The sequence below is a fragment of the Corynebacterium riegelii genome, assembly GCF_001263755.1.
GTDB classification, from domain to species: Bacteria; Actinomycetota; Actinomycetes; order Mycobacteriales; family Mycobacteriaceae; genus Corynebacterium; species Corynebacterium riegelii.
Genome location: NZ_CP012342.1, coordinates 1,723,460 through 1,746,956, shown reverse-complemented (window position 1 = coordinate 1,746,956; position 23,497 = coordinate 1,723,460). Strand labels below are relative to the sequence as shown.

The following is a 23,497-nucleotide window of genomic DNA, read 5'->3' as shown; positions in this document are numbered from 1 at the left end:
CGTCCGCTACGGCCCGGATCTTCGGTGAGGTGTTCAAGGTCAACCTGGCGACTGAGGGGCCACCGCACCGCTTTTCGATCATCCGTGATGAAGCCACGCTCTCGAGCCTCAACTGTCAATGAACCAAACGGCGTTATTCTCGCAGCCCCTCCACGATCCGCACCGTTTCCATCGCCACGCGCGTGACCTTGCCAATCAGGTCCACGATGTAGCGCGGGTTACCTACCTCGTCGGCCCAATCGTTCGGGTCGTTGACAATCCCGGACGACTTGTCCTTCTTCACCTGGTAGCGGTCAATCAACCACGCCAGCGCAGAGCGTGACCCCAGCATGTACTCGTCGACTTCAGCCGGAATGCCGGTGATGGCGACGCGCTTGTTATAAATCAGCTTGGTCACGTCGTTGACGTTCTTTCCCGTCTCCGGGTCCTTCTTGCGCCCCCACTTCATCTTCAGCACACGCCAGGTCTCCGGGTCGGACTCGTCGCCCTTCACCGCGATATCCAGCGGGTACGGCTCCACATCCTCGTACCCAACGTGCAGGTCCATCAGTTCCTTGCCTGCACGCGCAAACTTGTCGAACTCCGCACGCGTTCCCGGCGTTTCAATGTGCGGCAGCATCTTCTTCAAATCCGCCGCGTACGCCTCCCGATAGTTCGGGTCGTGCAGCTTGCCGTAGACAAAGTGGAAGATATCGTCACCAGTGACATCGGCACCCAGCGCGTCGCGGTAGAGCGCCTTGATCGCTTCAGTGATGTTGTCCTTGCGCACATACCCCGCAACGACCTCACCGACCTGCCCATAAATGGAGGGCTCGCCCTCGCTTATCGACGCCCCCTCGCCAAACAGCCCACCATCTTCAGCATCCACGGACTCCCAGGTGAAACGGGGGAAGAACTGGGCAGTGTAAGTAAAGAACGAAAGATCCGGGAGTACATCGGTAGCCAACAGTGCAAAAGGAACCGCTTCGCGTGGCGCCATCACATCAAACCCGATGTTGTGGTGCTGCTGCGTCGGGAACATCGACGGCAACTGGTACTGTCTATCGATCAATTCTTTCGCGAAGTAATTACGTTGTTTGAAAAACGGGCGGTACAACGAGGTGTAGACACGGTCGGTATTGACCGTAATCTCTGTTCCGCGGGCTAACTCCTGTTTCAGGTTGACGTTCCATGAACCTTGCGTGCTGTCGACTAACGCAGGATGCTGGGCAAACAGTGCATCGACACCCCGCTTACTTTCCTCGAACCCACCACTTCGCAACAGGTCTTGCGCTTGGCGGTAGTTCGCAACGTGCGTTCCGATGTTTTCTACGAGTTGGGCGGTTGAAGAAGAATACGACCACGCATCACGGCCAGTTTTTAAGCCTGCGGAATAGACGTCAAAAAATGTCGTCACATTTTGATTCTTCTCGCCGATGACCGGCCAGGTTGCGAACTCATCACTGCGCTGGTTCAACCAGTCACCGTGCTGGTTCGGAGTGATTGAACGCCACTCAATCTGATCAACTGAGGCATTCTCTGCAAACGCCAGCTTCTCTTCACGCTTCTGATAATCAGCAGTCTGCGCATAATGCAGGTGGAAGCCGGTCCTCGAAGGATCCTTCACACCGATCAGTACGGCAACGCCAACCCGAATATCGAAGACATTGCCACCCTCGCGCTTGGCTTGTTCGCCAGCCATCCGAGAATTACCGCGCAGGTTCAACACGTACAGGTCCGTGAAATCCTCAGCCATCGACAAACGCACACCGTCGCTGGTGTTGCCATCAAGCCAACCAGAGTTTGCAATAAACGCCACGACACCCTGATCCCCAATTCGGTCGGTCGCCCACCGGAACGCACGCAGGTATGAGTCGTACAGGGAGTTCTTATTCGTCGCCGTTGACTTCGCCGCGTACGTCTCCGCGATACGTGCGTCCAGTGTTGGATACTTCAGATTCGCGTTGTTATCGTTCGCGCTCGTCTGCCCCACCGAGTACGGCGGGTTGCCCACGATGACATTGATCGGGGCTTCCTTTTGCCGAACGATGCGCTCGTTGTTGTTCCTGAATACCGTGAGGTCGAGGATGTCGCCATCCTCGTGGATCTGGAACGTATCGGCAAGCGCGATGCCTTCGAAGGAAACATAACGGGGGGGGGGTGCGCTTTCGCAGCGTTTGGCGGCCTCAGCCTGCAACGCGTTAAACGTCGTTTCAATGTTGGCGGCCGCCACGTAATACGCCAGCAACATGATCTCGGTCGCGTGCAACTCATTGGCGTACTTGCGGGCCAAATCCTTCGGATCGATCAACCCGGACTGCAACAGGCGAACCATGAACGTGCCGGTGCCCGTAAACGGATCCAGGATGTGCACGCTCTCGTCCGTAAGCCCGCGGCCGAAGTGCTTCTTCGACACGTCATCGGCAGCGCGCAGAATAAAGTCCACGATCTCGACTGGGGTGTAGACAATGCCCAGCTTGTCAGCGTCGCGCTTGAACGCTTTTTGGAAGAAGCGCTCGTAGAGCTCCTTGATCACCTGCTGCTTCCCGGACGCGCTGGTGACCTCAGAAGCGCGCACACGCACCGAGGCGTAAAACTTTTCCAACGAGTCAGTCTCAGCATCCAGATCACTATCGTCGAGGGCGTCAACCATGCGCTGCATGACCTGGGAGACCGGATTATGCGCGGCGAAATCGTGACCGCTAAACAACGCGTCAAAAACCGGGGCGGTAATCAGGTGCTGGGAGAGCATGCTGATCGCCTCAACTTCAGAGATTGAGTCGTTGAGGTTGTTGCGCAGGCCCTCAACAAAGCGCTCGAACTCCTGCTGAAGTGTCGGGCTGGCGTTTTCAAGGAGTTTGTTGATTCGGGTGATCTGGCTTTCTGCGATCACCGCGACATCGTCGGCCCAGTCTTCCCAGTAGGTTCGGGTGCCTACCTTGTCCACCAGCTTGGTGTAGATCGCCTCTTGCCATTGCTCGAGCGAGAACAACGCAACCTGCTGGGCGGTGAGCTCGTTCGAGTCAAAGCCGGCAACCTGATCCTGCTTATCCAGTTCGGCCTTGGCGTCCTTATCTTTACGCGGGTCCGTCACTGGGTCCACAACAATCGGCAGTTCATCCTGCACGTTCTCGTTCAACGAGATCGAGTTCACCTTGGCGTTGAAACGGTCATCATGCGCGCGAAGCGCGTTGAGGATCTGCCAGACCACCTTGAAACGCGTGTTGTCATTCAATGCCTCAGAAGGGGATTTCCCCGGTGGCACTGCCACGGGAAGGATGATGTAGCCATAGTCTTTACCCTCAGACTTACGCATCACTCGGCCCACGGACTGCACCACATCCACCATGGAGTTGCGCGGGTTGAAGAAGATTACGGCGTCCAGACCCGGCACGTCCACGCCCTCAGATAGACAGCGGGCGTTGGTGAGGATGCGGGTTTCTTCCTCATCCATCGAGGCTTCCAGCCAGGAGATCTTGTTGCCGCGCTCCATGGCGTTCATACCGCCATCCACATGTTGGACGGCAACGGAAAGATCCACGTTGTGCAAGGAAACGTCATTCGTCGCGGCGTGTTCGCGCAGTGTTTCCTGGTGGCTGGCAATGAGCCCCGGGTAGGTGTTTGCAATCAGCTTGGAGGTTTTAATGTCCTTCGCAAACGCAACGGTGCGCCGCATCGGAGTAGCACCTTCATCAAAGCCACCCTTGGCGCCCTGCAGTTTTCCGGAGCGCTTAGCCAAGGCATTCCACGCGCCGATCATCGCGGATGCCGTGGTCAGATTCATGCCCTCCTGGGTGTTGCGGGCCATGGCCTCTGCGGCAACGTCTTCGTCCACGGTCATGACCAGGACCCGGTAGTCAGTGAGCAGGCCCTTGTCCACGGCCTCGCCGAAGCCCAGGCGGTGGAACTCCGGTCCATAAATCGCCTCATCATCCATGGACGCGATTTCGGCGGAGTGTTCTTCGGCTTTGGTCTTTACGGTGTCGTCGAAAAGCCGTGGCGTTGCGGTCATGTACAAACGGCGCGCAGCCTGGATGTAGTCGGCATCATGGATACGCACAAAGTTCGACTCATCCGCACCCGCAAGCGTTACACCAGTTGTGCGGTGAGCCTCATCGCAGATGACCAAATCAAAGTCATCCAGGCCTTCCGCCAGTGCATCATGCACCGCGGGTAGTGATTGGTAAGTGGAAAACACCACGTTCAGCCCCTTGGCGCGCCTACCGGAGGCAAAGCGATCCGCAATGTCCTTGCCGTTGGTGGACACCGGCACCTCAAGGTCATAGGAAGCAATATCTTCTGCTTGGCGGCTGGCCTTGTTATCCGAGCAGACCGCAAAGCTCTTCAGATCCAAGTGGGCTTGCGCAGTCCACTCCCGCAGCGTCTGCGCAAGCAAAGCAATGGAAGGAACAAGGAACAGCACGCGTGCGCGGCCGCCGTTGTCCTCTGCCACGCGTTCTGCAAGCCGCAATGCCGTGAACGTTTTGCCCGTGCCGCAGGCCATGATTAGTTTGCCCCGGTCATGCGTGCGGAAACCATCCATGACCTTGTCAATTGCTTCCTGCTGGTGTGGACGCGGCTCAAACGTCTCACGGCGCGACAGGTTGAAGTGAATCTCCGAACCAGGGAACACCACATCCCAGTTCACAGGGGACTCCGCGATCTGGCTGTAACCAATACGGCTTGTGGGAATCTGCTGGTTCTCTAGCGCAGCCTCGGCGTGCTTCGACCACTTATCGGTTGTGGAAATGATGTAGCGGTGCGCGAAGTGCTCTACTGCAGACTCGGTTTCAAACGACCGACCCGACGCCTCAAAAAACGAGTCGATGTTCTGCTTTTGAATACTGGTCGTGGGCTTGTAAAACTTCGCCTGGATGGCAACCCACTTACCGTCATCACGCCGGCGCGCCACCAGGTCAATACCGGTATCCGTTTGGCCGCCGTTGTAGCGCCACTTATCCCACCGACACACCTCATCAAACTCAGCGGAGAGTACCGGATCGGTTTGGAAAAAGTTGACCATCAACTTCTCAAACGCAATGCCGTACTTGCCCTGAGGCTGGTTATCGCGGAGCTGATCGAGGACTTCACCGAATGAGGACATGCGCTACATTCTGCCCTGAACGCGCGGGGCTTTTGGCGTAAGGGGAAAGAAAAACTCCGGAGGGGAGCAGTTCATTCGGTTCAGAGCCTCATTGGGGATTTTCGACTTTATAGCCAGACTCTTTCAGCAAATCCGCAGCACGAGTCAAATTGCTACGGATAATGTTGTCTACCTCTGACTCGTAGAAGTGCTTCCGATGTAAAACGACAGACTCTTTCCATCCTTTTTCGGACGCAGCTCCGAACTCACATATCAACAATTCGATGACATCGGCTAGATGGAGCCGGAATTGAGAACTGCCCATAGGAAAGTGGATATCCTGCTGCTGCGCGGCAGTGTCGTATTTTCCTGCTCGGGCGAGCAACAAGCCGAGCGGGACTGAATCAGCATGGAATTGGAAGTGTGAATTTGGCTTGTTCCGAGCTTGCGACTCGTATTCGAAGCGTACGACGGGAACTGGTTTCTTAAGTGCGCGGAACTCGATCTTGAACGTACTTTTCTCTATCTCAAGCTGCCCTAACTGTTCGTCCAGACGCATCAAGTACTCGTAACGGAGGACGAGACGGTCGCTGCCCGAATGGGCGATTGTTACGGGATGTGTTCCTTCTACGAAAGCCCGCTCTCCGTCAGCAAGAATTTCCGCATCGATTGGGGAGGAGCCTGACAGCGTTGTCTCCAGCAGGTGGACGGTCTGAAACATAAACGCTTGAACCGCACGCTCAAGGCTCTGAGAAGTGCGCGATGTCACGCTACTCCGTACCGCAGCCACATGCAGGCGTCGTATCTATCTAAAAGACGCTCTTCTTCGTACTCAATCGCGCCAGCATCTCGCAAGCGACGGAGATGTTCAACGGAGAGAGGAGCCATCTGTTCTTTCAAACTGGCAAGTTCTTGATCTAGATCCTCCGCAGTCCGGCGGATCGGGGCTGCAACTTCTCTCATGGCACCTCCATTCTCGATTCCTTTTCGTAAGAGTATAAGGGCAAGGAAGCGTGGGATGAAGTGTACGAACACAGTCAGATCCTGCTCTTAAATAACCTTGCATCACGTCCGACATGGGTACGCATGGCGGTAGAGCTGGCAAAGCTAGGATGGTGCGCAGAATCGTCGATGTTTCGCTGAGGAATGAGACCCATGCGTTTTACCTACAAAGAAAATACGACGCTCGAGGGCCTCGTTTTGGAGAGGCCGCCGCATCTTGGTGAGATCCTTGCCGCCCAGTTTGCGATTGAGGACATTGAACTGGGCCTGCGGCCTGGCGAGCGTGTAACTCCGTTTCTGCGGTGGGTCGCTGATTATGGGTCACCAGGTTTCAAAGTAGAACCCGTGGTGATTCAAAACCCTGAAGGGTAATCCACCGCGTCACTGAAGCGAAAGAGACTGTTGGCCTAATGGTAAAGAAAACCCCGTAAGGGTGCTGGTGGAGCGTCCTTACGGGGTGCGCGTGGTGGCGTCGATAAGCGAAAAAGCCCTAGTGCTTGTGCTCGCTGTGGTCCATGCCGCCGTGCTCGCCGTGGCCCAGGTCGCCGTAGTCCTCATCGCCCGGCAGCATGGTGCGGACGGCAACGTCCTTGACCTCGGCGGTGGTGCCGTCGGAGAGCAACAGGGTCACATCGACGGTCTCACCGGCGGCGATCTCCGGTTCGTAGCCCATGATCATCAGGTGCTCGCCGCCCGGCTTCAGCTCAACCTGGCCGCCAGCCGGAATGGTGATGCCGCCCGGCTTCTCCTGCATGACGCCGTTGACTACCTCGTGGATCTCGTACATTGCGTCGCCCAGGGAGGTGGTGAAGCCGATGAGGGTGACGTCCTCATCGCGGTGGTTCTCCAACACGCCGAAGATGGCGGTCATGGTGGAGCCACCCTCAGCGTCCGCGGCAGCCTTCGCGCGCATGGTGCCGTCATGCAGGTGGACTTCACTCTCGCCCATCGCCTCTTCCTTCTCAGCAGCGCTCGTGCTTGCCGACGCCTCCGTGGTCTCCGAAGTCGCAGCCGCGGTGGCTGCCGAAGATTCAGCAGCAGTGGTAGCCGCTGCGTCGGTGTCAGCGTTGTCGCTGGAGCATGCGGTCAGGGACAGAGCGATCGTTGCGGCGGTAACAAGTGCAAGTGCAGGGCGCTTCATAAAAACAGCTTCCTCCGTAGTTTCGGTCCCGGATCGGTTCCGGGTGGTTGTTAATTAGTCGGATGGCGGCGCGGGGGAGTTCCCGGGCGGAAACTTTGGCTACCCCCGACGGTGGGGGGCTAGGCGCCGAGGACAGCGAGCGGGATGACATGCACACCACTTGGCAGCGTGTATGCGTATTCGGTTCCTGTGATGATGACGAGATAGGAGGGGGATCCGACTTTTTCGGTGTCGACGCGTTCGTCGCGAAGCTTCAGCAAATTCTCCTCTGCTTGGGGGATCTGTCGGGCCCCAAGCTTGACTTCACATGCGCCCCACTTGCCGTCCTCGGGGTATTCAACAATGGCGTCAATCTCTAGCCCAGTGTTGTCACGGTAGTGATACACCTGGCCGAATTCTGCCGACGCCAAGGCGCGAAGGTCACGCACCACCATGGACTCAAAAACCTGTCCGAAATACTCAGGGTCATTTGCCAGCCTTTCCGTGCCGATGCCCAGCGCGGCACAGGCAAGGCTTGGATCTGCAAGATGCAACTTTGCTGAAGTGCGTAGGCGAGATTTGGAACGCAATGCCACACTCCACGCAGGTAGCTCGTCCAAGATGAATACACGGGCCAGGGCGGCGAGATATTCGGAAACGGTTTTTGGGTCCACAGAAGAATCGGGGCCTGAAATGTCTGCCGCCAGTGTGCGAAGTGTTGCCTCTCCTGCGATATTGCGAGCAATCGATTCAAGCAGGCGCTGAACCTTCAGCGCATCATGCCGCACACCATTGCCCTGGGGGATATCCACCGTGTAAGTGTTTTCAAGGTACGAGCGGTTGAACATAACAGCCTGACGTGCGCTTGCCCCTAGCAGCCCAGGCCAGCCACCACGAACAGCTTCTTCCGCAAGGTCGTTGTAGCTCAGTTTTGATACCGCACTTACCTTGCTTTGTGGTCCAAGCGAAGCCAGCGAAACGGCACCTGAAGACGCTCCACTTTCAACGAGGCTCATCGGCCTCATGCGGATTCTTCCAAACCGGCCGGCACCGGAATGCCTCGTTGTATCTTCGGAGGGAGTTGCTGAACCGGAAAGGATAAACTGGCCACGCTGACGGCGATCATCAATTTCATGCCGGATCGCATTCCACAGTGACGGTGCCAATTGCCACTCATCGACCAGACGGGGTGTCGGTCCATTCAAAATTGCGGCAGGGTTCAGGTCCGCTAACTGGGGTAGTTCAGGTGAACTGTCAAGGCGCACAGAGCTCTTCGATTGCTCAAGTGCGGTAGATGTTTTTCCGCAGCCTCGTGGTCCCTCAATTAGAACTCCGCCCATAACAGCAAGAAGTTCTTGTAATTGCTGGTCAGCAACCCTTGGATGGTAGGACATGCCAACACTATACCCGTTTTTGCAACGCTTTTAGACCCGCTTCTGCAACGGTTCTATACCCGTTTTTGCAACGCTTTTGGACCCGCTTCTGCAATTTCTAGAACAGTTCGCGCACCGCTGGGCGGTCTACTTTGCCCGGGCCCAACAGTGGCAGTGCCGGTACTGGTTTCAGGTCTTTCGGAATCTGCCAGCGGGGGAGTCGGCCGGTGGCGCTGAGCTCATCGAGGTGATCCAGGATGTCTGCCACGCTGGCAGACCCTGTGTAGGCGGCACAGATGCGCTGACCAAGGCGAAAGTCTTCAACGCCGACAACGCACGCGCCGGTCACACCCGGGATTGCTAGCAGGACGCGTTCAAGCACCTCTGGGTGGAGCTTCAGCCCGCCGGAATCGATCACGTTGTCAATACGGCCGTGGATACTTAAAACGCCGTTTTCCAACGTGCCCGCATCAGAGGTGCGGAACCAACCGTCATGCAGGTCGGAGGCTGCATCCGGCGAGGCGCCGCGGTAGCCGCGCGACACCATCGGCCCGCCAAGGCACACGCGTCCGTCCTCCACGCGGATGCGCGCGCCGGGGAGGGGGCGCCCGTCGTAGACACAGCCGCCGGAGGTCTCGCTTGAGCCATAGGTGGTGACCACGTTGATGCGCAGCTTGCGCGCAGATTCTAGAAGTTGTGGGTTGGTGGCGGCGCCGCCGATGAGGACGGCGTTGAAGCGTCGTAAAGCATCAATGCCCTGCAAAGTGGAAGTGGCTTTGGCCAGCTGCATCGGGGTCAGCGCGGTGTAGGTGCGCTCGCCGGTGTCGGCCAGCTCGTGGGTGCGAGCGGCGAACTCGGAGATGCTGAAACCGCCGGTCAGATCGATCGCGGCCGGCGTGACACCTGCGACCATGCTGCGCACCAACACCTGGATGCCCGCGATGTAGGCGGCCGGCATGGCAAGCAGCCACTGACCTTCGCCGCCCAGGGCCTGGTGGGTGGCATCCGCGCTGGAAATGAGGTTGGCGGCGGTGAGCATCGCACCCTTCGGAGTGCCCGTGGAGCCGGAGGTGGCGACGACCAGGGCGATGTCATCCTCAATCGGCTGGCCCACGCCCTGCGTGTTGCGCAGCAGGTTCGTGCGCGTCTGGTCCTCGGCCGGAGTGGGCAACAGGGTGCGCTGGCCGGTCAGCGCCTCTTCGAGCGCCGGCATGAGCGCCAGCGGATCCGCCGGGTCAACAGGGAAAAGCTCAAGGATGTGCGTCACGGGGGATAAGGGTAGTTGGCTTAAATAAGTTCAGTGCGCCAGTTCTCAACTTCCAGGCCAGGCACTCGTTGGAATTCTCGTGTATTCGCAGTGACTAGCACGAGATCATTTGCTGAGGCTTGCGCAGCGATCCATAAGTCATTAGGTCCTATCGGCTGCCCGTTAGCCTCCAGTTGGGTACGAATCTCTGCGTACGCCGCTGCTTCGCGTTCATCAATACCAATCATGGTGTAGCTCTCTGCTAGAAGGCGTACTGCTTCAAGGGGTCGGTGTGATCGAGCCTTATTGGCTCCGACCAAAAGCTCCCCTAGGACGACGCTTGAAAGGCGGACATCATCGCAAGAGCATAGAGACATGCGGCGTATGACATTTTCGTCAGCGCTTCGAAGCACATCGATCCACACATTGGTATCCAACAGGTATGCCATGGTTAGTCCCATCCAGAAATAGGGTCCAGCGGCAATTCCTTTGGTTCTTCGAGGTCATCGGCCCAGTCCGGTGGGAACCCTGCCGTGATTTCGTTAACAACATCCATGGCGGACATTGGCCTCTCGGAAACGTAGAGGCGTTTCCCGATCTTCTTTAGCCAAACGGTATCCGAATCGAATCGAAACTCCTTGGGTATCCGTAAGGCTTGACTGTTTCCTGACATGAAGACCGTGGTTGGCACTGATGATGCCTGAGAGTTATCCGGCATAATCGCCTCCTTCGTATATACGCCAAAGTATATACGTGAAAGTGTGCACGCCCACTTCTTAAACCTTCCGTCGGCGACGCAGTCGCCGGAGTTGGCGACGACGAGGGCGACGACGAGGGCGATGGCACCCTCGCCAGGCCCTAGGGCACACCCCTAGTGCTGCCCCTTAGTGTGTGCGGGCTCACAACAGTGCTGGTCACGGAAATAGATGTGACGTTATCGGTCACACAAGATCCCTTTCCTTGTGGTGTGGCACACAGTTTCCTATGGTGAGCAAAAATCGGCAGAAAGGACTGAGGCACCTTGAGTGACATCACCGTTTCCACACAGGGAGTATTCGCTCCCCTTCATTTCCCTGACTACCGGACCACGATTAAGCGCAACCCGGTCAATGACCTGGTTATGGTTACTCCGCGTCTGGGCGAGTTGACTGGCCCGGTTTTCGGCGGCTCCGAAATCGGCGAACTGAACAATGACCTCACCCTGGTCAACGGTGGCGAGGCGATTGGCCAGCGCATCCTGGTGCACGGCCGCGTGCTGGGCTGGGATGGCAAGCCGGTTCCCAACACCCTGGTTGAGGTTTGGCAGGCCAACGCTGCTGGCCGTTACCGCCACAAGAACGACAGCTGGCCAGCACCGCTGGACCCGCACTTTAACGGTGTCGGCCGCGTGCTCACGGATGAGAACGGCTACTACAGCTTCACCACGATCATGCCGGGCGCATACCCGTGGGGGAACCACCACAACGCGTGGCGTCCAGCCCACATCCACTTCTCCCTCTTCGGCCGCCAGTTCACGGAGCGCCTGGTTACCCAGATGTACTTCCCGGGCGATCCGATGTTCTTCCAGGACCCGATCTACAACGCGGTGCCGGAAGCCAGCCGTGAATCCATGATCGCAGTCTTTGACTATGACACGACCAGCCCGAACTGGGCTTTGGCCTACAAGTTCGACATCGTTCTGCGCGGTTCGAACCAGACCTACTTTGAAACGCCGCGCCACTAACGGCTGCGTAAAGCGAAGGAGACAGACATGATTGACACTGGAAAAACTGGTGAGTTCCGCTACCCGGTGCGCAGCACGTATCGCGATCAGGATGATGTTGAGTTTGGCCTGACCCCATCCCAGACGGTTGGCCCGTACGTGCACATCGGCCTTGAGGTAGATGGCACGGAGATGCTTGTTGATAAAGATGATCCGAACGCGGTAGAGGTCAGCTTCAGCGTGTTCGATGGCGACGGTGCTCCCGTTGCTGACGCGATGGTGGAGATCTGGCAGGCAGATCAGGATGGCAAGTTCAACACCGATTCGGTGGAAGGCTTCCGGGGCCTGGGCCGTGCGATGGCGGATGAGACCGGCACCGCGCGCTTTACCACCATCGTGCCTGGTGGTTACGAGGGCGAAGCGCCGCACCTGTTGGTTGGCGTGTTTGCCCGCGGCATTCTTGAGCGCCTGTACACGCGCCTCTACTTCCCGGAGGACACGGCAGCGTTGGAGGCAGATCCGGTGCTTTCGCAGCTGGATGCTTCCCGGCGCCCGCTGCTGATCGCCGAAGCCCGCGATGGCGGCTACCACCTTGATATCCGCCTCCAGGACACTGACCCGGCGAAGGAAACGCCGTTCTTTTCCCTTTAACATGCAGGTAGATAGACACTCTCGCAACACCTACTCAGATCTTGCCTCGGGGTCACGGGGCTTTTTGCTTGACGACGCTTCATTGCTCACCGCCATCGTCACATTCGAGCGCGGCCTTGCAAATGCGGCCTTTTCCGTAGGCCGCATCTCTGAGGCGCAACGCGACGCTGCTGTTAAAGCCATCGATGCCTATGAGCTTGATGTTTCCGAGGTTGCCCAGGCATCTATCAGCGGTGCTAACCCGGCGATCCCGATTGTCGGGGCGTTGCGCGCGCTTGCCAAGGATGCGACCGGCGTGCACTACAAAGCAACAAGCCAAGACGCGATTGATAGCGCCTTGATGCTGCTGCTTCGTCGCGCAATGGGGGAGCTTAACGGTGTTACTGCCGAGTGCCGTGAGCTTTTGCACGCCTTGGCGGAGCAGCACGTTGCTACTCCGGTGATGGCGCGCACCCTTGGGCAGCAGGCGCTGCCGACTACGTTCGGTGCGATCGCAGCAGGCTGGCTGGAGCAGTTCGTTGACGCTGCACAAGCAGTGCAGTCGTTGGCGTTTCCGCTGCAGTACGCGGGGCCGGTTGGCACCGTTTCTGGCGGGCTAGACACGCACGAGGCTTTGGCAATGGAGCTTGGCCTGGACCAGCAGCCGCTGGTCTGGCACACCAACCGCGCGCCGATGGTGGACATTGCCACCGCCATGGCAAAGCTGTCCGGGGCGGTGGCAAAGATCACCGGCGACATCGTGCTGCACTCTGCCACTGAAGTAGCAGAGCTGAGGGAATCCGCACCGGGCGGTTCGAGCTCTATGCCGCATAAGGCCAATCCCGCAGCATCGATTGCAGCGCGAGGCTACGCCGCACGCATCCCAGGCCTGACCGCCACCATGCTCACTGCGCTTGATTGCCAGGCGCAGCGCGGCATTGGTTCGTGGCATTCGGAGTGGCAGACCATCCGAGAGATTGTTGCCGCAACCACAAGCTCAGTGCTTTTGCTGCGCCGCGCCCTTGACGGGCTGACCGTGGACACAGCAGCAATGGCGGCGAAGGTGCCCGAAAACGCAGATATTTCCGATGCGGAAACACTTGCGCGGCTTGTTTTAGACCGTGTTGTTTTAGACCGTGCGCTAGAAAGGACGAATCATGTCAGCTGATGACAACCTCTACGAGGAGGGCCGGAGGGCCGCCGCCGAGGTAGGGGACCGTAACCGCAGGGCTGTTCTTGGTAACGCCCACGTGGACCGTGCCGAAGCCAACAAGACCGAGGTGACCGAAAAGTTCCAGGACTTCATCACCCGCACCGCGTGGGGTGACATCTGGAACCGCGAGGGGCTCAACCACGAGGAGCGCCGCATGCTCACCATCGCGATTCTGACCGCGGTTGGCAACGACGGCGAACTGGACATGCACATCCGTGCGGCCCTGCGCGCTGGCATTGATCCGGACCGCATCGGAGAGGTTCTGCTGCACACCGCGGTGTACGCAGGTGTGCCGAACAGTAATCACGGTTTCAAACTGCTGGCCAAGGCAGTTGCTGAGGAGGAAAACAAATAATGACCACCCGTCATGTTCCCGTTGCCATTATCGGTGCAGGCCCCGCTGGCTTGACCCTGTCACACCTTTTGCACCTTGATGGTGTGGAAAGCGTGGTGTTTGAAACCCGTACCCGCAAAGACGTGGAAGAAACCGTCCGCGCAGGCGTGCTTGAGCAGGGCACCCTGAACCTGATGCGCGCAACCGGCGTTGGTGAGCGCATGGAAAAGGAAGCGGATATTGATGAAGGCATTGAAATCTCCCTGGACGGGCACCGCACCCGCATTGGTCTGACTGAGCACACCGGCCACCACATGGCCGTGTACGCACAGCATGAGTACCTGAAGGACTTCATTGCCCGCAGGCTTGCAGACGGCGGCGAGATTCTCTTCGAAACCACCGTGGACTCCGTCATTGGTATCGACGGTGCTGCAGACGGTGACGTGTGCACCCTGCAGTACACCGACGCTGAGGGGACCCACACGCTGACCGCTGATTATGTGGTGGCCGTTGATGGTTCACGCTCCCAGTTCCGTGGCCTGATCCTGGAGCAGGAGGGCGCGATCCGTGCCCGCCACGACTACCCATACGCATGGCTTGGCGTGCTGGTCCACGCACCGAAGACCAACCCGGAGTTGATCTACGCCACCCATGACGCTGGTTTTGCGCTGATTTCTACGCGTTCGGAAGGCGTGCAGCGCTACTACCTGCAGTGCAACCCGGAGGACACTGAGGAAGAGTGGCCGGATGAGCGCATCTGGGAAGAGCTGCACAAGCGCGTGGACTCTGAAGGCGTCACCGTGCAAGAAGGCGAGATCTTTGAAAAGTCGGTGCTGCGTTTCCGCTCCGCAGTGACCTCGCCGATGCAGCGCGGCCGCCTTTTCATCGCTGGCGACGCCGCCCACACCGTGCCGCCGACCGGCGCGAAGGGCCTCAACCTGGCAGTGGCGGACATTGCCGCACTTGCGCCTGGGTTGATCCGTGCGGTGAAGGACAAGGACACCGAGCTGCTTGACCAATACTCCGATATCGCCCTGCCGCGTATCTGGAAGGCGCAGCACTTTTCCTACTGGATGTCCTCCATGCTGCACGCAATTCCTGGCGAGAGCCCGTTTGAGGCCGGCCGCCGCCGCGGCGAGCTGCGCTCCGTTCTGGAATCCGAAGCAGGCCGCAAGTACCTTGCCGAGCAGTACGTTGGCCGCGATCTGCCCACCTTTCCGGACAAGTAACACAACCCGTTTTTCACGCAGTTAATACATACCTAGTTAATAAGTAAGGAGGAGTGCCTGATGCGAACTAAAGGCGCAGTGGTCTTCCTATTGTGGTTGGCCGTTCTTCTGGACGGCTTCGATCTAGTCGTCCTTGGCGCCGCGATGCCGGCAATGTTGGACGACCCTAACTGGCACCTTGATCCAGCAGGAGCCACCCAGATTTCAACAGCCGGCCTGGTGGGCATGACGTTGGGTGCTCTGTTCATTGGCGCTGCGACGGACAAGCTGGGGCGTCGCAAAGTAATGATCTTCTCCGTGCTGGCGTTTTCAGTACTCACGCTGGCAATGGGCTTCACGTATAACTTCTGGGCATTTCTGACGCTGCGTTTCCTCGCAGGCTTCGGCCTGGGTGGCTGCCTGCCCACCGCCATTTCGATGGTCACTGAGTTCCGCGGCCGCGCCAAGGCTGGTTCTTCGACCACCACGGTGATGACCGGCTACCACGTCGGTGCTGTGCTCACGGCGTTCCTTGCTCTCTTCCTGATCAGCCCGTTCGGCTGGCACTCTATGTTCATCGTCGGTGCGATCCCGGGCCTCATCCTGGCTCCGGTGATGTACTTCCTGCTGCCGGAGTCGCCCGACTTCCTGCGCGTTACCGGCAGGGAAGAGGAGGCGCGCCGGGTTGCTTCCCAATACGGGTTGAGCTTGGAGGAGGCGTCTGCAGGCGTGGTCCCGCAGGTGGAGGAAAAGGCTGGTGCCGCAACGCTTCTCCGCCCGCCGTACCTGCGCAACTCCATTGCCGTGTGGGTGACGTCGTTTATGGGCCTGCTGCTCGTATACGGCCTGAACACCTGGCTGCCGCAGATCATGCGTCAGGCTGATTACGACATGGGCAACGCTCTGGGCTTCCTGATGGTCCTCAACATCGGCGCGGTGGTTGGCCTGGTTATTGCTGGCCAGGTGTCGGACAAGCACTCCCCGCGCCGCTCTGGCTTGGTCTGGTTCGTGCTTTCCGCGCTTTTCTTGGCCATGCTTGCCATCCGTATGCCGATGCCGGTGCTGTACACGGTGGTGTTCCTCACCGGCGTGTTCGTGTTCTCCTCGCAGAACCTGGTCTACGCATTCGTTGGTGAGAACCACCCGTCCAACCTGCGCGCCACAGCAATGGGTATCTCCGCAGGTATTGGTCGCCTTGGTGCGATTTCGGGCCCGATGCTCGGTGGCCTCCTTGTACACAAGGATCTTGCAAACCCCTGGGGCTTCTACTCCTTCGCCATCGTCGGGTTGGCTGGCGCTGTGTTCTTCAGCTTGACCAAGCCGCTGGTAGCTATTGACCGCGACAGCGCCAAGCGCTAAGGAATTGATCGCAGGGCAGGCCCCAGGTCAGCCCTGCGGTGTACGCCGAGCTTCTTGTACACGCGGGTCAAGTGGTACTCAATAGTCTTTGTTGACAGGTTTAGCTGCCGGGCGATGCCACTGTTGGTTTCACCGCTAGCTGCCATGTGAGCGATTTCTCGCTCGTGCGCTGTCAGCAAAGTTGAGGCCGGGTTTTCGGCTGTGGCGATCTGCTGTTCTGCTTGGCAGCGCCGCAGCATCGCCCAAGCCCCCATTGACCCGTAGAGTTCAGCCGCCAGATGCATAATCTCGGCGGCTTTATTCCTACGCCCATACCTGCGCGCTGCCAGTCCATACTCATACAAGGAGCGGGCATAGTACGCGGGCATTCCGGCGTCCCGGAGCATCTCTACTGCATCCTCGAAGGTGGAAAACGCCGCGGCGGCGTGCTGGCGGCGAAGGGCAATGCTTGCCATCGGGATCGAGTACTTCGCACGCACGGATAGCGACACTTCCCGGGCGCTATCATCCAGCGCCGGGGCCAAGACCTGTTCGGCCTCATCAAGGTGGCCTGCACGGATCAGACTTGATGCGTAGACATCCTCCCACGGCCAAAACTCCGGCCGCGGGAAAATCCGCTTCGCGGTCCTAGCCAAGTTTTCCCCAGCTTTGAGCGCTGTAGGAATGTCGCTGAGCTGCGCGGCGATCACCATGTTGGCCATCAGCGACGGCAGCTGTTGGATGGTGAAGGCGTCGGCGCCGGGATCGCTGCGTCGTAAATAATGCTCAGCCAGGCGCTGTTTGCCCTCCAGTGCGGCGATCTGGGCTCCCGTCCATAAAAGCAGCGGCTCTACAAGGCGAGCTTCGTTGGATTCAGCCAGGAGCAGACCATGTTCCACCGTGTGCTTGGCGCCGGTCCAATGGCCTGCGACAAATTGGGCGCGCGCATACAGCGGCGCTTTCCAGAGTTTGGCCTGGGCGCTTTCGCCCGGGCGGGGCTTCAAGTGATTGAGGGCCCGCGGAATATCGTCATTGGCCAGGTGCATAAAACCCGTGAAGAAGTCCGTCTCCGGAGCGACCGGCAGGGTGACTAGGTGCTGGGAGAGGGAATCGCCGCTCGCAGCCTCGGCAAAATGCTGCACAATTTCAAGCACGGCGGGGTTAAGGTCGCCGGCGGTGTCGCCGAATGCAACCTTCCGCAGCCCCTCGATGTCCCAGTCGGCCACTGCAGTCATAACTGCAAGCTGTGTGCGCTTCTTGCTTGTCGACGCCACGTTCAACCAATCACCCGCCACCCCCACAGACCCGGCGTAGAGGGCCTTCTCCGCCTCCGTGATCGGATCCGTTTTGTGCGGTGCTGTCTGCGCTGGCTGTGTTGTCTGCGGCGGTTGGGGGAGCGCACTGAGTTTTACCTCTACAGACGCCAGCTGGCGCGCCCACTGCGCTGTGCCTGCCGCAATGAAGAAAGCATCGGTTGCTGCGAGTGAGTCAACAAAACTTGTGAGTGCGTTGCAGTCGCATTGATCGATATCCCGGAGGATATACACAGCTCCCTGGGGCTGTGTAGCCACTGAGCTGGGAAGCGGAATGGTGCTTGGCGTGATCACGCGAAGCACATCCGGCGGGATCTGTTCTTGCAGGCGACGCATCACAGCATTGGTGTTCTCCAAGTCATCGCGCATGAGAAAGACGAACCCACCAGGGTGGCTAAACAGCGTGCGAGCGAGCCGCTGTGAGTTGACGTCTACTTCAAGGGCCATGATGCTTCGATCTTAGGCCCACCCACTACCTAAACCCGCCGTCCGCGACGTAGCGGCCATCCGGCGCAACATAGCGCGCTTTATAGATGGCGGGGGCACCGGCTTGGAGCGACGCAGCGTCTAGAAGCAAGTGCCATGTGCCGCCGTCGTCGCAGGTGCCTTCGGTGATGTGCTCGATGAAGCCGGCTTGGCCTGCGTGGCCGGGTGGCGTCGGTTCGAGTGTGCCGCGGCAGCCTAGCTCCGGGTAGGTCACGTTGGGGTAGGTGATCTCCACGTTGAAGCTGTCGCCACGCCAGTCGCGCTCGATGGAGTACTGGCGGAAAGAGCCGGCCAGCGGCTGCGCCAGCGGGTCGGTGTTTGCCAAGATATCCAACGTGTCCAGCGCACTCGGGTCAGTGGTGGGCAGCCAATGAATCACGTTGAATTCATCCAACGGGTTGCCAACAATTGTGTCGGTCGGCCCGCTGACCTGCTCCACGCGCCCGCCGCGCAGCTCATATTGCGTGATCGTCGCCGTGGTTTCGCCGAAGCGGTACTCCTCCAACCCCGGGTACATCCCGTTGGAAAACAGGAGGGTGCCCTCGCCGTCTGCAAGCGTGCTCGCGGCTTGCTCCCCGGTTGCGAGGGCTATTGCTATTCGACGCTCACCGGTACCACCCTCACGCACCAACAACTCCGGTACGGCATCCCCATCCACGTCCAACAACGCGTATTGGAACGTGCCGTCATGCCCCGGCTGCGGCTCCGGGAAGAAGCGCGCCGGGTTAGCGATGGCATCTGCGTAAGTATCGCGCAGGCTTTGTTGCGGTGCTGGTGGTTGCGCAGGCGGCGCTGCGTCCTGCGTCGCCGTCACAGTCTCCCTCACGGTTTCAGTGGGTGCGGCCGAGTCCGCGATCTTGGTGGTCTCCGTGGCGGTGGCCGTTGCCTCCTGCGCGGGGTCCGCGGACTCCGACGTGCCGCATGAAGCGAGCGCCAGCACAGCAGCGGCGGTGCCGGCGGTGATGATCGTTCGGTTCAACATGCTGTGAGTCAACATGTGGTGAGGGTAGCGGCGGGGGCTGGGAGGACGCTGGGCGTCGATAAGCAAAAAGCTCCTAATAGTAGTAAGGGAACTCGTCCCAGTTCGGTGGGCGCTTCTGCAGGAAGGAGTCGCGGCCCTCCACGGCCTCATCGGTCATATACGCCAGGCGAGTAGCCTCACCAGCGAACACCTGCTGGCCCATCAGGCCGTCATCGACAAGGTTGAACGCGAACTTCAGCATGCGCTGCGCGGTGGGAGACTTCGTGTTGATCTCACGCGCAACCTGGATCGCCTCATTCTCCAGCTCAGCGTGGTCGGCGACGATGTTCACCGCGCCCATCCGCTGCATCTCCTCCGCGGAGTAGGTGCGGCCTAGGAAGAAAATCTCGCGCGCAAACTTCTGACCCACCATCTTGGCCAGGTAGGCGGAGCCGTAGCCGGCGTCGAAGGACCCGACGTCCGCGTCCGTCTGCTTGAAGCGGGCCTCTTCACGCGACGCGATGGTCAGGTCGCACACCACGTGCAGGGAGTGGCCGCCACCAGCCGCCCACCCGTTGACCACAGCGATGACCACCTTGGGCATCGTGCGAATCAGACGCTGCACCTCAAGAATGTGCAGGCGCCCGCCTTCAGCTTTGACGCGGGCCTCATCGACGGTATCGGCGGTGTCGCCACCTGCGTACTGGTAGCCGCTGCGGCCACGAATGCGCTGGTCACCGCCGGAGCAAAACGCCCAACCGCCGTCCTTCTCGGACGGACCGTTGCCGGTGAGCAGGATCGTGCCCACGGACGGATCGCGGCGCGCATGATCCAGCGCGCGATACAGCTCATCCACCGTGTGCGGGCGAAACGCATTGCGCACCTCCGGGCGGTCAAACGCGATGCGGACAATGCCGTCTTTACGCTCCGTGCCCACGTGGCGGTGATACGTAATGTCCGTGAACGCTTCTTCGGTTGCCGGCTTCCACTGGGAGGCGTCGAAGGGGTTGGCGGTGGAGTACTGGGTGGTTTGGTTCATAGAGGTGATGGTACGTGGGCCGAACCTACCGCGTCAGCACCAGCACCACCGCGCCCAGGCCCAGCAACGTGACGGCGAAAACCATCACCATAACGCGTGCGATGTTGGGGGAGAGGGATTCGTTTTGGATTCCGTGGACGTCCCGCAGATAATCCGCACGGTTGGAGGACACCACGTAAATGGCGCACACCACCAGCACGGTGATCAAAGCGAAAATGGCAGGACCGTACGCATCCGCCCAGCGCAGCAGCGTCAAAGACACCACTAGCATCGCCATCGCGGTTCGCGCCCAAGACATAGAGGTGCGCTCCGGCTGCAGGCCCGGGTCCTCGTGTGCCTGCAGCGGCGCTTGCGAAGGAAGCAACCTGCCTGAACGCGGCATTTACACCGCCACCATCACAGCGGTCACGGCCAATGCCACGAAGACGATGAAGGACAACACCGGGATAATCGCCGGCACGGGCAGAGGTCGGCCAGTGCGCATGGCCCGCTCCACGTGTACCCAGCGCACTGCGGCTCCGGCGGAGATGCACAGCCCGCCGAGGATCACCAGGACGGCGACGGCGGTTTGGTAATCCGGGTGTAACCCGTCAATGTCGAACGCGGCCAGCGCCACCCCGCCTGCCAAAAACGCCAGGGAGGTGCGCGTCCAGGCGAGGAAGGTGCGCTCGTTGGCAAGGGTGAAGCGCGGGTCGGGCTCGGTGCCGTCGGGAAACAGTCGCTGTGCCAGCCGGCTGCGTTCAGGTGCGCTCATGGTCTCCCACGCTACGCTGGCGCGCATGGAACTGCCCGACGACGCCCTCAACATCGGACTCAACATCAAAGAAATAAACGTTGATGACATCCTGCAGCGCTCCCACGTGGTGGCGTTGCCGATGCGGGTGAAGTTCCGCGGCATCACCACCCGTGAGGCGCTGCTGATTGACGGCCCGAAGGGCTGGGGCGAGTTCTCCCCGTTCACCGAGTACAAGCCGCAGGAGGCGAAGCATTGGCTGCGCGCCGGGCTGGAAGCTGCCTACCTGGGGCTGCCGGAAGCACACGGCGCGGTGCCAGTCAACGGCACGGTCCCGGCGCTCCAGCCGCACGACGTCGAAGCCGTGCTTGAGCGCTTCCCGGGCGTGCAAACCTTCAAGGTTAAGGTCGCCGAACCCGGCCAGACGCTCCAAGATGACCTCATGCGCGTCAACGAAGTTCGCCGCCTGCGCCCGGAGGCCGCGATTCGTGTAGACGCCAACGGCGGCTGGAGTGTTGCCCAGGCGATCGAAGCAGAGCGCGCGCTTACTGAACACGGCCCGCTCGAATACATTGAGCAGCCCTGCAAAACCGTCGAGGAGCTCGGCGCTGTCCAGAACCAGGTGCGCACGCCGATTGCTGCGGACGAGTCGATTCGCCGCGCGGAGGATCCGGGGAGGGTGGTTGGGGTGGTTCCCGTGGGCGTCGTCAAGCAAGCGCCCCTGGGTGGGGTTCGAAGGACGCTGCAGCTAGCCAAGGAGCTGAACCTGCAGCTCACCGTTGCAAGCGCGCTGGATACGGCGGTAGGCATCGATGCCGGCCTGGTGGCCGCGAAGCTCACTGGCTCGCGCGCGGCCGGGCTGGCCACCCAGCGGTTGTTTGTGGAAGATGTTGCGCCGGAGCGGCAGCTTTTCGACGGCACGTTGCACCTCACCCGCACCACCCCCGACCCGGAACGTCTCCACGGGCTGCGCGCGCCGGGGGCGACTCGTGACTGGTGGTTCCAGCGTGTGAGGGAGTGCATTACCCACCTACGGGTGTAGAACTTGTCACACTTCGGTAGTTTTGGCGGGTTGGGCTACATGTGGCGTTAAAGTGCTATGCGGAAATTGTCATTCCCGTTTTTCGGTGACGTCAAAGAGAGGAACTCGAGATGTCTACTCCCGTAGTTCATGAATCCACCGCCTTGTCAGACGGTGACCGCGCCCCAAGCCCCGAGGCGGGCGAGTGGCGCCGCCAACTCATCGGATTGCTCACAGGCATTGTCCTGGCAATCTTGGTGTACATCTTCTTCCCGGCAGGAGCGGCTGACACCGTAGCCCAGTCCTCCGGCGCGAAGGAAGGCGTGGAGTACTCCGCGCAGGCCATGCGCGTTGTCGCCGCAACGACTGTCTTGATGGCAGCGTGGTGGATGACGGAGGCGATCCCGCTTGCCGCAACCGCACTGCTGCCGCTTGCGATCTTCCCGGTCATGGGGGTTGCGCCGTTTAAGAGCGTCTCTTCCCCGTACGCTTCCGCCACTATCTTCCTGTTCATGGGTGGCTTCCTGATGGCCCTTGGCCTGCAGCGTTGGAACCTGCACCGTCGCCTGGCGTTGGTCGTGGTGAAGTTGGTTGGTACCAGCCCGAAGCGCATCATCTTGGGCTTTATGCTGGCTACGGGCTTTATGTCCATGTGGGTGTCTAACACCGCAACCGCTGTGGTGATGCTGCCGATCGGTACTTCCGTGTTGGCATTGACCGCGGAGTCTGTGGGTGGCATGAAGAATCAGAAGCGTTTCGCCACCGCCCTGATGTTGGCAATTGCATATTCTGCGTCCATCGGTTCCCTGGGCACCCTGATTGGTACTCCGCCGAACGCCCTGCTGAAGGGTTACATGGAGGAAGCGCACGGCATCACCATCGGCTTCGGTGAGTGGATGCTTGTGGGTATGCCGGTTGCAATCGTGTTCACTTTTATTGCGTGGTGGATGCTCATCACCGTCTTCAAGCCTGAGGTTGACCAGATCCCGGGCGGTAAGGAACTGATTGACGCTGAGCTGAAGAAGCTTGGGGCGTGGACCTTCCCGCAGGTAGCCGTGGGTGTCATCTTCTTGCTTGCTGCGCTGACCTGGATTTTCATCCCGTTGGGCCGCAACCATTTCGGATGGGACTTCCCGTATGACGATGCAGTTGTGGGCATTATCGCCGGCCTGCTCATGTTCATTGTCCCGGCCAACAAGGACGGCAAGCGCATCTTGGACTGGAAGACCGCCAATGAGATGCCGTGGGACGTGTTGTTGCTCTTCGGTGGTGGCTTGAGCCTGTCCGCCATGTTCACCGCCACGGGCCTGTCCCTGTGGATTGGTGAGAAGGCCAAGGGCCTGTCGGTCTTGCCGGTGTTCCTGTTGTTGGCTGCGGTCGCGGCACTGGTGCTGTTCCTGACGGAGCTGACCTCCAACACGGCAACGGCTGCAACCTTCCTGCCAATCATGGGCGGTGTTGCAGTGGGTATTGGTTTGACCGAGTCCACCGAGATGAACGTCCTGATCCTGGCTATCCCGGTTGCGCTGGCCGCAACCTGTGCGTTCATGCTGCCGGTGGCAACCCCGCCGAACGCTATCGCCTACTCCTCCGGCCACGTCAAGATGGGCGAGATGATCAAGGGCGGTGTCGGGCTGAACCTGATCGGCCTGGTGCTGATCTCCCTGGCTACCTACTTCATCGCTGTGCCGGTGTTCGGTTTGGTGCTCTAACACT

General features: G+C 59.7%; 21 protein-coding genes. 9 read left to right on the top strand and 12 right to left on the bottom strand.

Annotated features, from left to right (window positions below):
* Positions 1-133: 133 nt before the first annotated feature.
* Positions 134-5,083 carry a DEAD/DEAH box helicase gene (locus tag AK829_RS08480; RefSeq protein ID WP_052205460.1) on the bottom strand — a complete coding sequence of 1,650 codons (4,950 nt, stop codon included), beginning with the start codon at positions 5,081-5,083 and terminating at the stop codon, positions 134-136.
* A gap of 88 nt (positions 5,084-5,171) precedes the next feature.
* Complete coding sequence (locus tag AK829_RS08475) at positions 5,172-5,831, bottom strand: hypothetical protein (RefSeq protein ID WP_052205459.1); 660 nt, start codon at positions 5,829-5,831, stop codon at positions 5,172-5,174.
* 386 nt (positions 5,832-6,217) lie between these two features.
* Here AK829_RS08475 and AK829_RS08465 point away from each other — a divergent pair, with 386 nt between their 5' ends.
* On the top strand, positions 6,218-6,436 hold the full coding sequence (locus AK829_RS08465; protein WP_052205457.1) for a hypothetical protein: 219 nt from the start codon (positions 6,218-6,220) through the stop codon (positions 6,434-6,436).
* 118 nt (positions 6,437-6,554) lie between these two features.
* Here AK829_RS08465 and AK829_RS08460 read toward each other — a convergent pair whose 3' ends face one another.
* The 5 genes from AK829_RS08460 to AK829_RS08440 form a co-directional block, all read right to left on the bottom strand.
* Positions 6,555-7,205, bottom strand: coding sequence for a copper chaperone PCu(A)C (locus tag AK829_RS08460; RefSeq protein ID WP_052205456.1), 651 nt, complete (start codon positions 7,203-7,205; stop codon positions 6,555-6,557).
* A 119-nt stretch (positions 7,206-7,324) separates the two neighbouring features.
* Positions 7,325-8,578: an ATP-binding protein gene (locus tag AK829_RS08455; protein WP_052205455.1), complete on the bottom strand. Its 1,254-nt coding sequence runs from the start codon at positions 8,576-8,578 to the stop codon at positions 7,325-7,327.
* A gap of 97 nt (positions 8,579-8,675) precedes the next feature.
* Positions 8,676-9,824 (bottom strand): o-succinylbenzoate--CoA ligase, encoded by a 1,149-nt coding sequence (menE, locus tag AK829_RS08450; RefSeq protein WP_083439801.1) that lies wholly within the window; start codon positions 9,822-9,824, stop codon positions 8,676-8,678.
* A 20-nt stretch (positions 9,825-9,844) separates the two neighbouring features.
* Positions 9,845-10,252 (bottom strand): type II toxin-antitoxin system VapC family toxin, encoded by a 408-nt coding sequence (locus AK829_RS12920; RefSeq protein WP_052205454.1) that lies wholly within the window; start codon positions 10,250-10,252, stop codon positions 9,845-9,847.
* 2 nt (positions 10,253-10,254) lie between these two features.
* Positions 10,255-10,521, bottom strand: coding sequence for an antitoxin (locus AK829_RS08440; protein WP_052205453.1), 267 nt, complete (start codon positions 10,519-10,521; stop codon positions 10,255-10,257).
* 303 nt (positions 10,522-10,824) lie between these two features.
* Here AK829_RS08440 and pcaH point away from each other — a divergent pair, with 303 nt between their 5' ends.
* From pcaH to AK829_RS08410, 6 genes are read left to right on the top strand one after another with little or no spacing between them, the layout of a single operon-like run.
* A complete protein-coding gene (pcaH, locus tag AK829_RS08435; RefSeq protein ID WP_052205452.1) occupies positions 10,825-11,526 on the top strand; it encodes a protocatechuate 3,4-dioxygenase subunit beta in 702 nt (233 codons plus the stop codon).
* 27 nt (positions 11,527-11,553) lie between these two features.
* Positions 11,554-12,156, top strand: coding sequence for a protocatechuate 3,4-dioxygenase subunit alpha (gene pcaG / locus AK829_RS08430; protein ID WP_052205451.1), 603 nt, complete (start codon positions 11,554-11,556; stop codon positions 12,154-12,156).
* Between the two features lies 1 nt (position 12,157).
* Positions 12,158-13,303 (top strand): lyase family protein, encoded by a 1,146-nt coding sequence (locus AK829_RS08425; protein WP_052205450.1) that lies wholly within the window; start codon positions 12,158-12,160, stop codon positions 13,301-13,303.
* The gene (gene pcaC / locus AK829_RS08420) at positions 13,293-13,703 is read left to right on the top strand and encodes a 4-carboxymuconolactone decarboxylase (RefSeq protein ID WP_052205449.1); all 411 of its coding nucleotides are present in this window, start codon (positions 13,293-13,295) and stop codon (positions 13,701-13,703) included. The genes AK829_RS08425 and pcaC overlap by 11 nt, the downstream gene beginning before the upstream one ends.
* Complete coding sequence (locus AK829_RS08415; protein ID WP_052205448.1) at positions 13,703-14,911, top strand: 4-hydroxybenzoate 3-monooxygenase; 1,209 nt, start codon at positions 13,703-13,705, stop codon at positions 14,909-14,911. The genes pcaC and AK829_RS08415 overlap by 1 nt, the downstream gene beginning before the upstream one ends.
* 60 nt (positions 14,912-14,971) lie before the next feature.
* Positions 14,972-16,249, top strand: a complete 1,278-nt coding sequence (locus AK829_RS08410) for an MFS transporter (protein WP_052205447.1) — start codon at positions 14,972-14,974, stop codon at positions 16,247-16,249.
* Here AK829_RS08410 and AK829_RS08405 read toward each other — a convergent pair.
* From AK829_RS08405 to AK829_RS08385, 5 genes are read right to left on the bottom strand one after another with little or no spacing between them, the layout of a single operon-like run.
* On the bottom strand, positions 16,246-17,988 hold the full coding sequence (locus AK829_RS08405) for a helix-turn-helix transcriptional regulator (protein ID WP_052205446.1): 1,743 nt from the start codon (positions 17,986-17,988) through the stop codon (positions 16,246-16,248). The two genes, AK829_RS08410 and AK829_RS08405, sit on opposite strands and share 4 nt — an antisense overlap.
* A gap of 25 nt (positions 17,989-18,013) precedes the next feature.
* Positions 18,014-19,024: a hypothetical protein gene (locus AK829_RS08400; RefSeq protein WP_157045334.1), complete on the bottom strand. Its 1,011-nt coding sequence runs from the start codon at positions 19,022-19,024 to the stop codon at positions 18,014-18,016.
* Positions 19,025-19,082: 58 nt separating this feature from the next.
* Entirely contained in the window at positions 19,083-20,027 is a 945-nt protein-coding gene (locus AK829_RS08395; RefSeq protein WP_052205444.1) for a 1,4-dihydroxy-2-naphthoyl-CoA synthase, read from the bottom strand.
* A 25-nt stretch (positions 20,028-20,052) separates the two neighbouring features.
* On the bottom strand, positions 20,053-20,409 hold the full coding sequence (locus AK829_RS08390; protein ID WP_052205443.1) for a DUF202 domain-containing protein: 357 nt from the start codon (positions 20,407-20,409) through the stop codon (positions 20,053-20,055).
* Positions 20,410-20,781, bottom strand: coding sequence for a YidH family protein (locus AK829_RS08385; protein ID WP_052205442.1), 372 nt, complete (start codon positions 20,779-20,781; stop codon positions 20,410-20,412).
* A 25-nt stretch (positions 20,782-20,806) separates the two neighbouring features.
* On the opposite strand from AK829_RS08385, the gene AK829_RS08380 reads away from it, so the two are divergent.
* Both AK829_RS08380 and AK829_RS08375 read left to right on the top strand, forming a co-directional pair.
* Positions 20,807-21,802: an o-succinylbenzoate synthase gene (locus AK829_RS08380; RefSeq protein WP_052206468.1), complete on the top strand. Its 996-nt coding sequence runs from the start codon at positions 20,807-20,809 to the stop codon at positions 21,800-21,802.
* A gap of 110 nt (positions 21,803-21,912) precedes the next feature.
* A complete protein-coding gene (locus AK829_RS08375) occupies positions 21,913-23,493 on the top strand; it encodes an SLC13 family permease (protein WP_052205441.1) in 1,581 nt (526 codons plus the stop codon).
* Positions 23,494-23,497 lie beyond the last annotated feature (4 nt).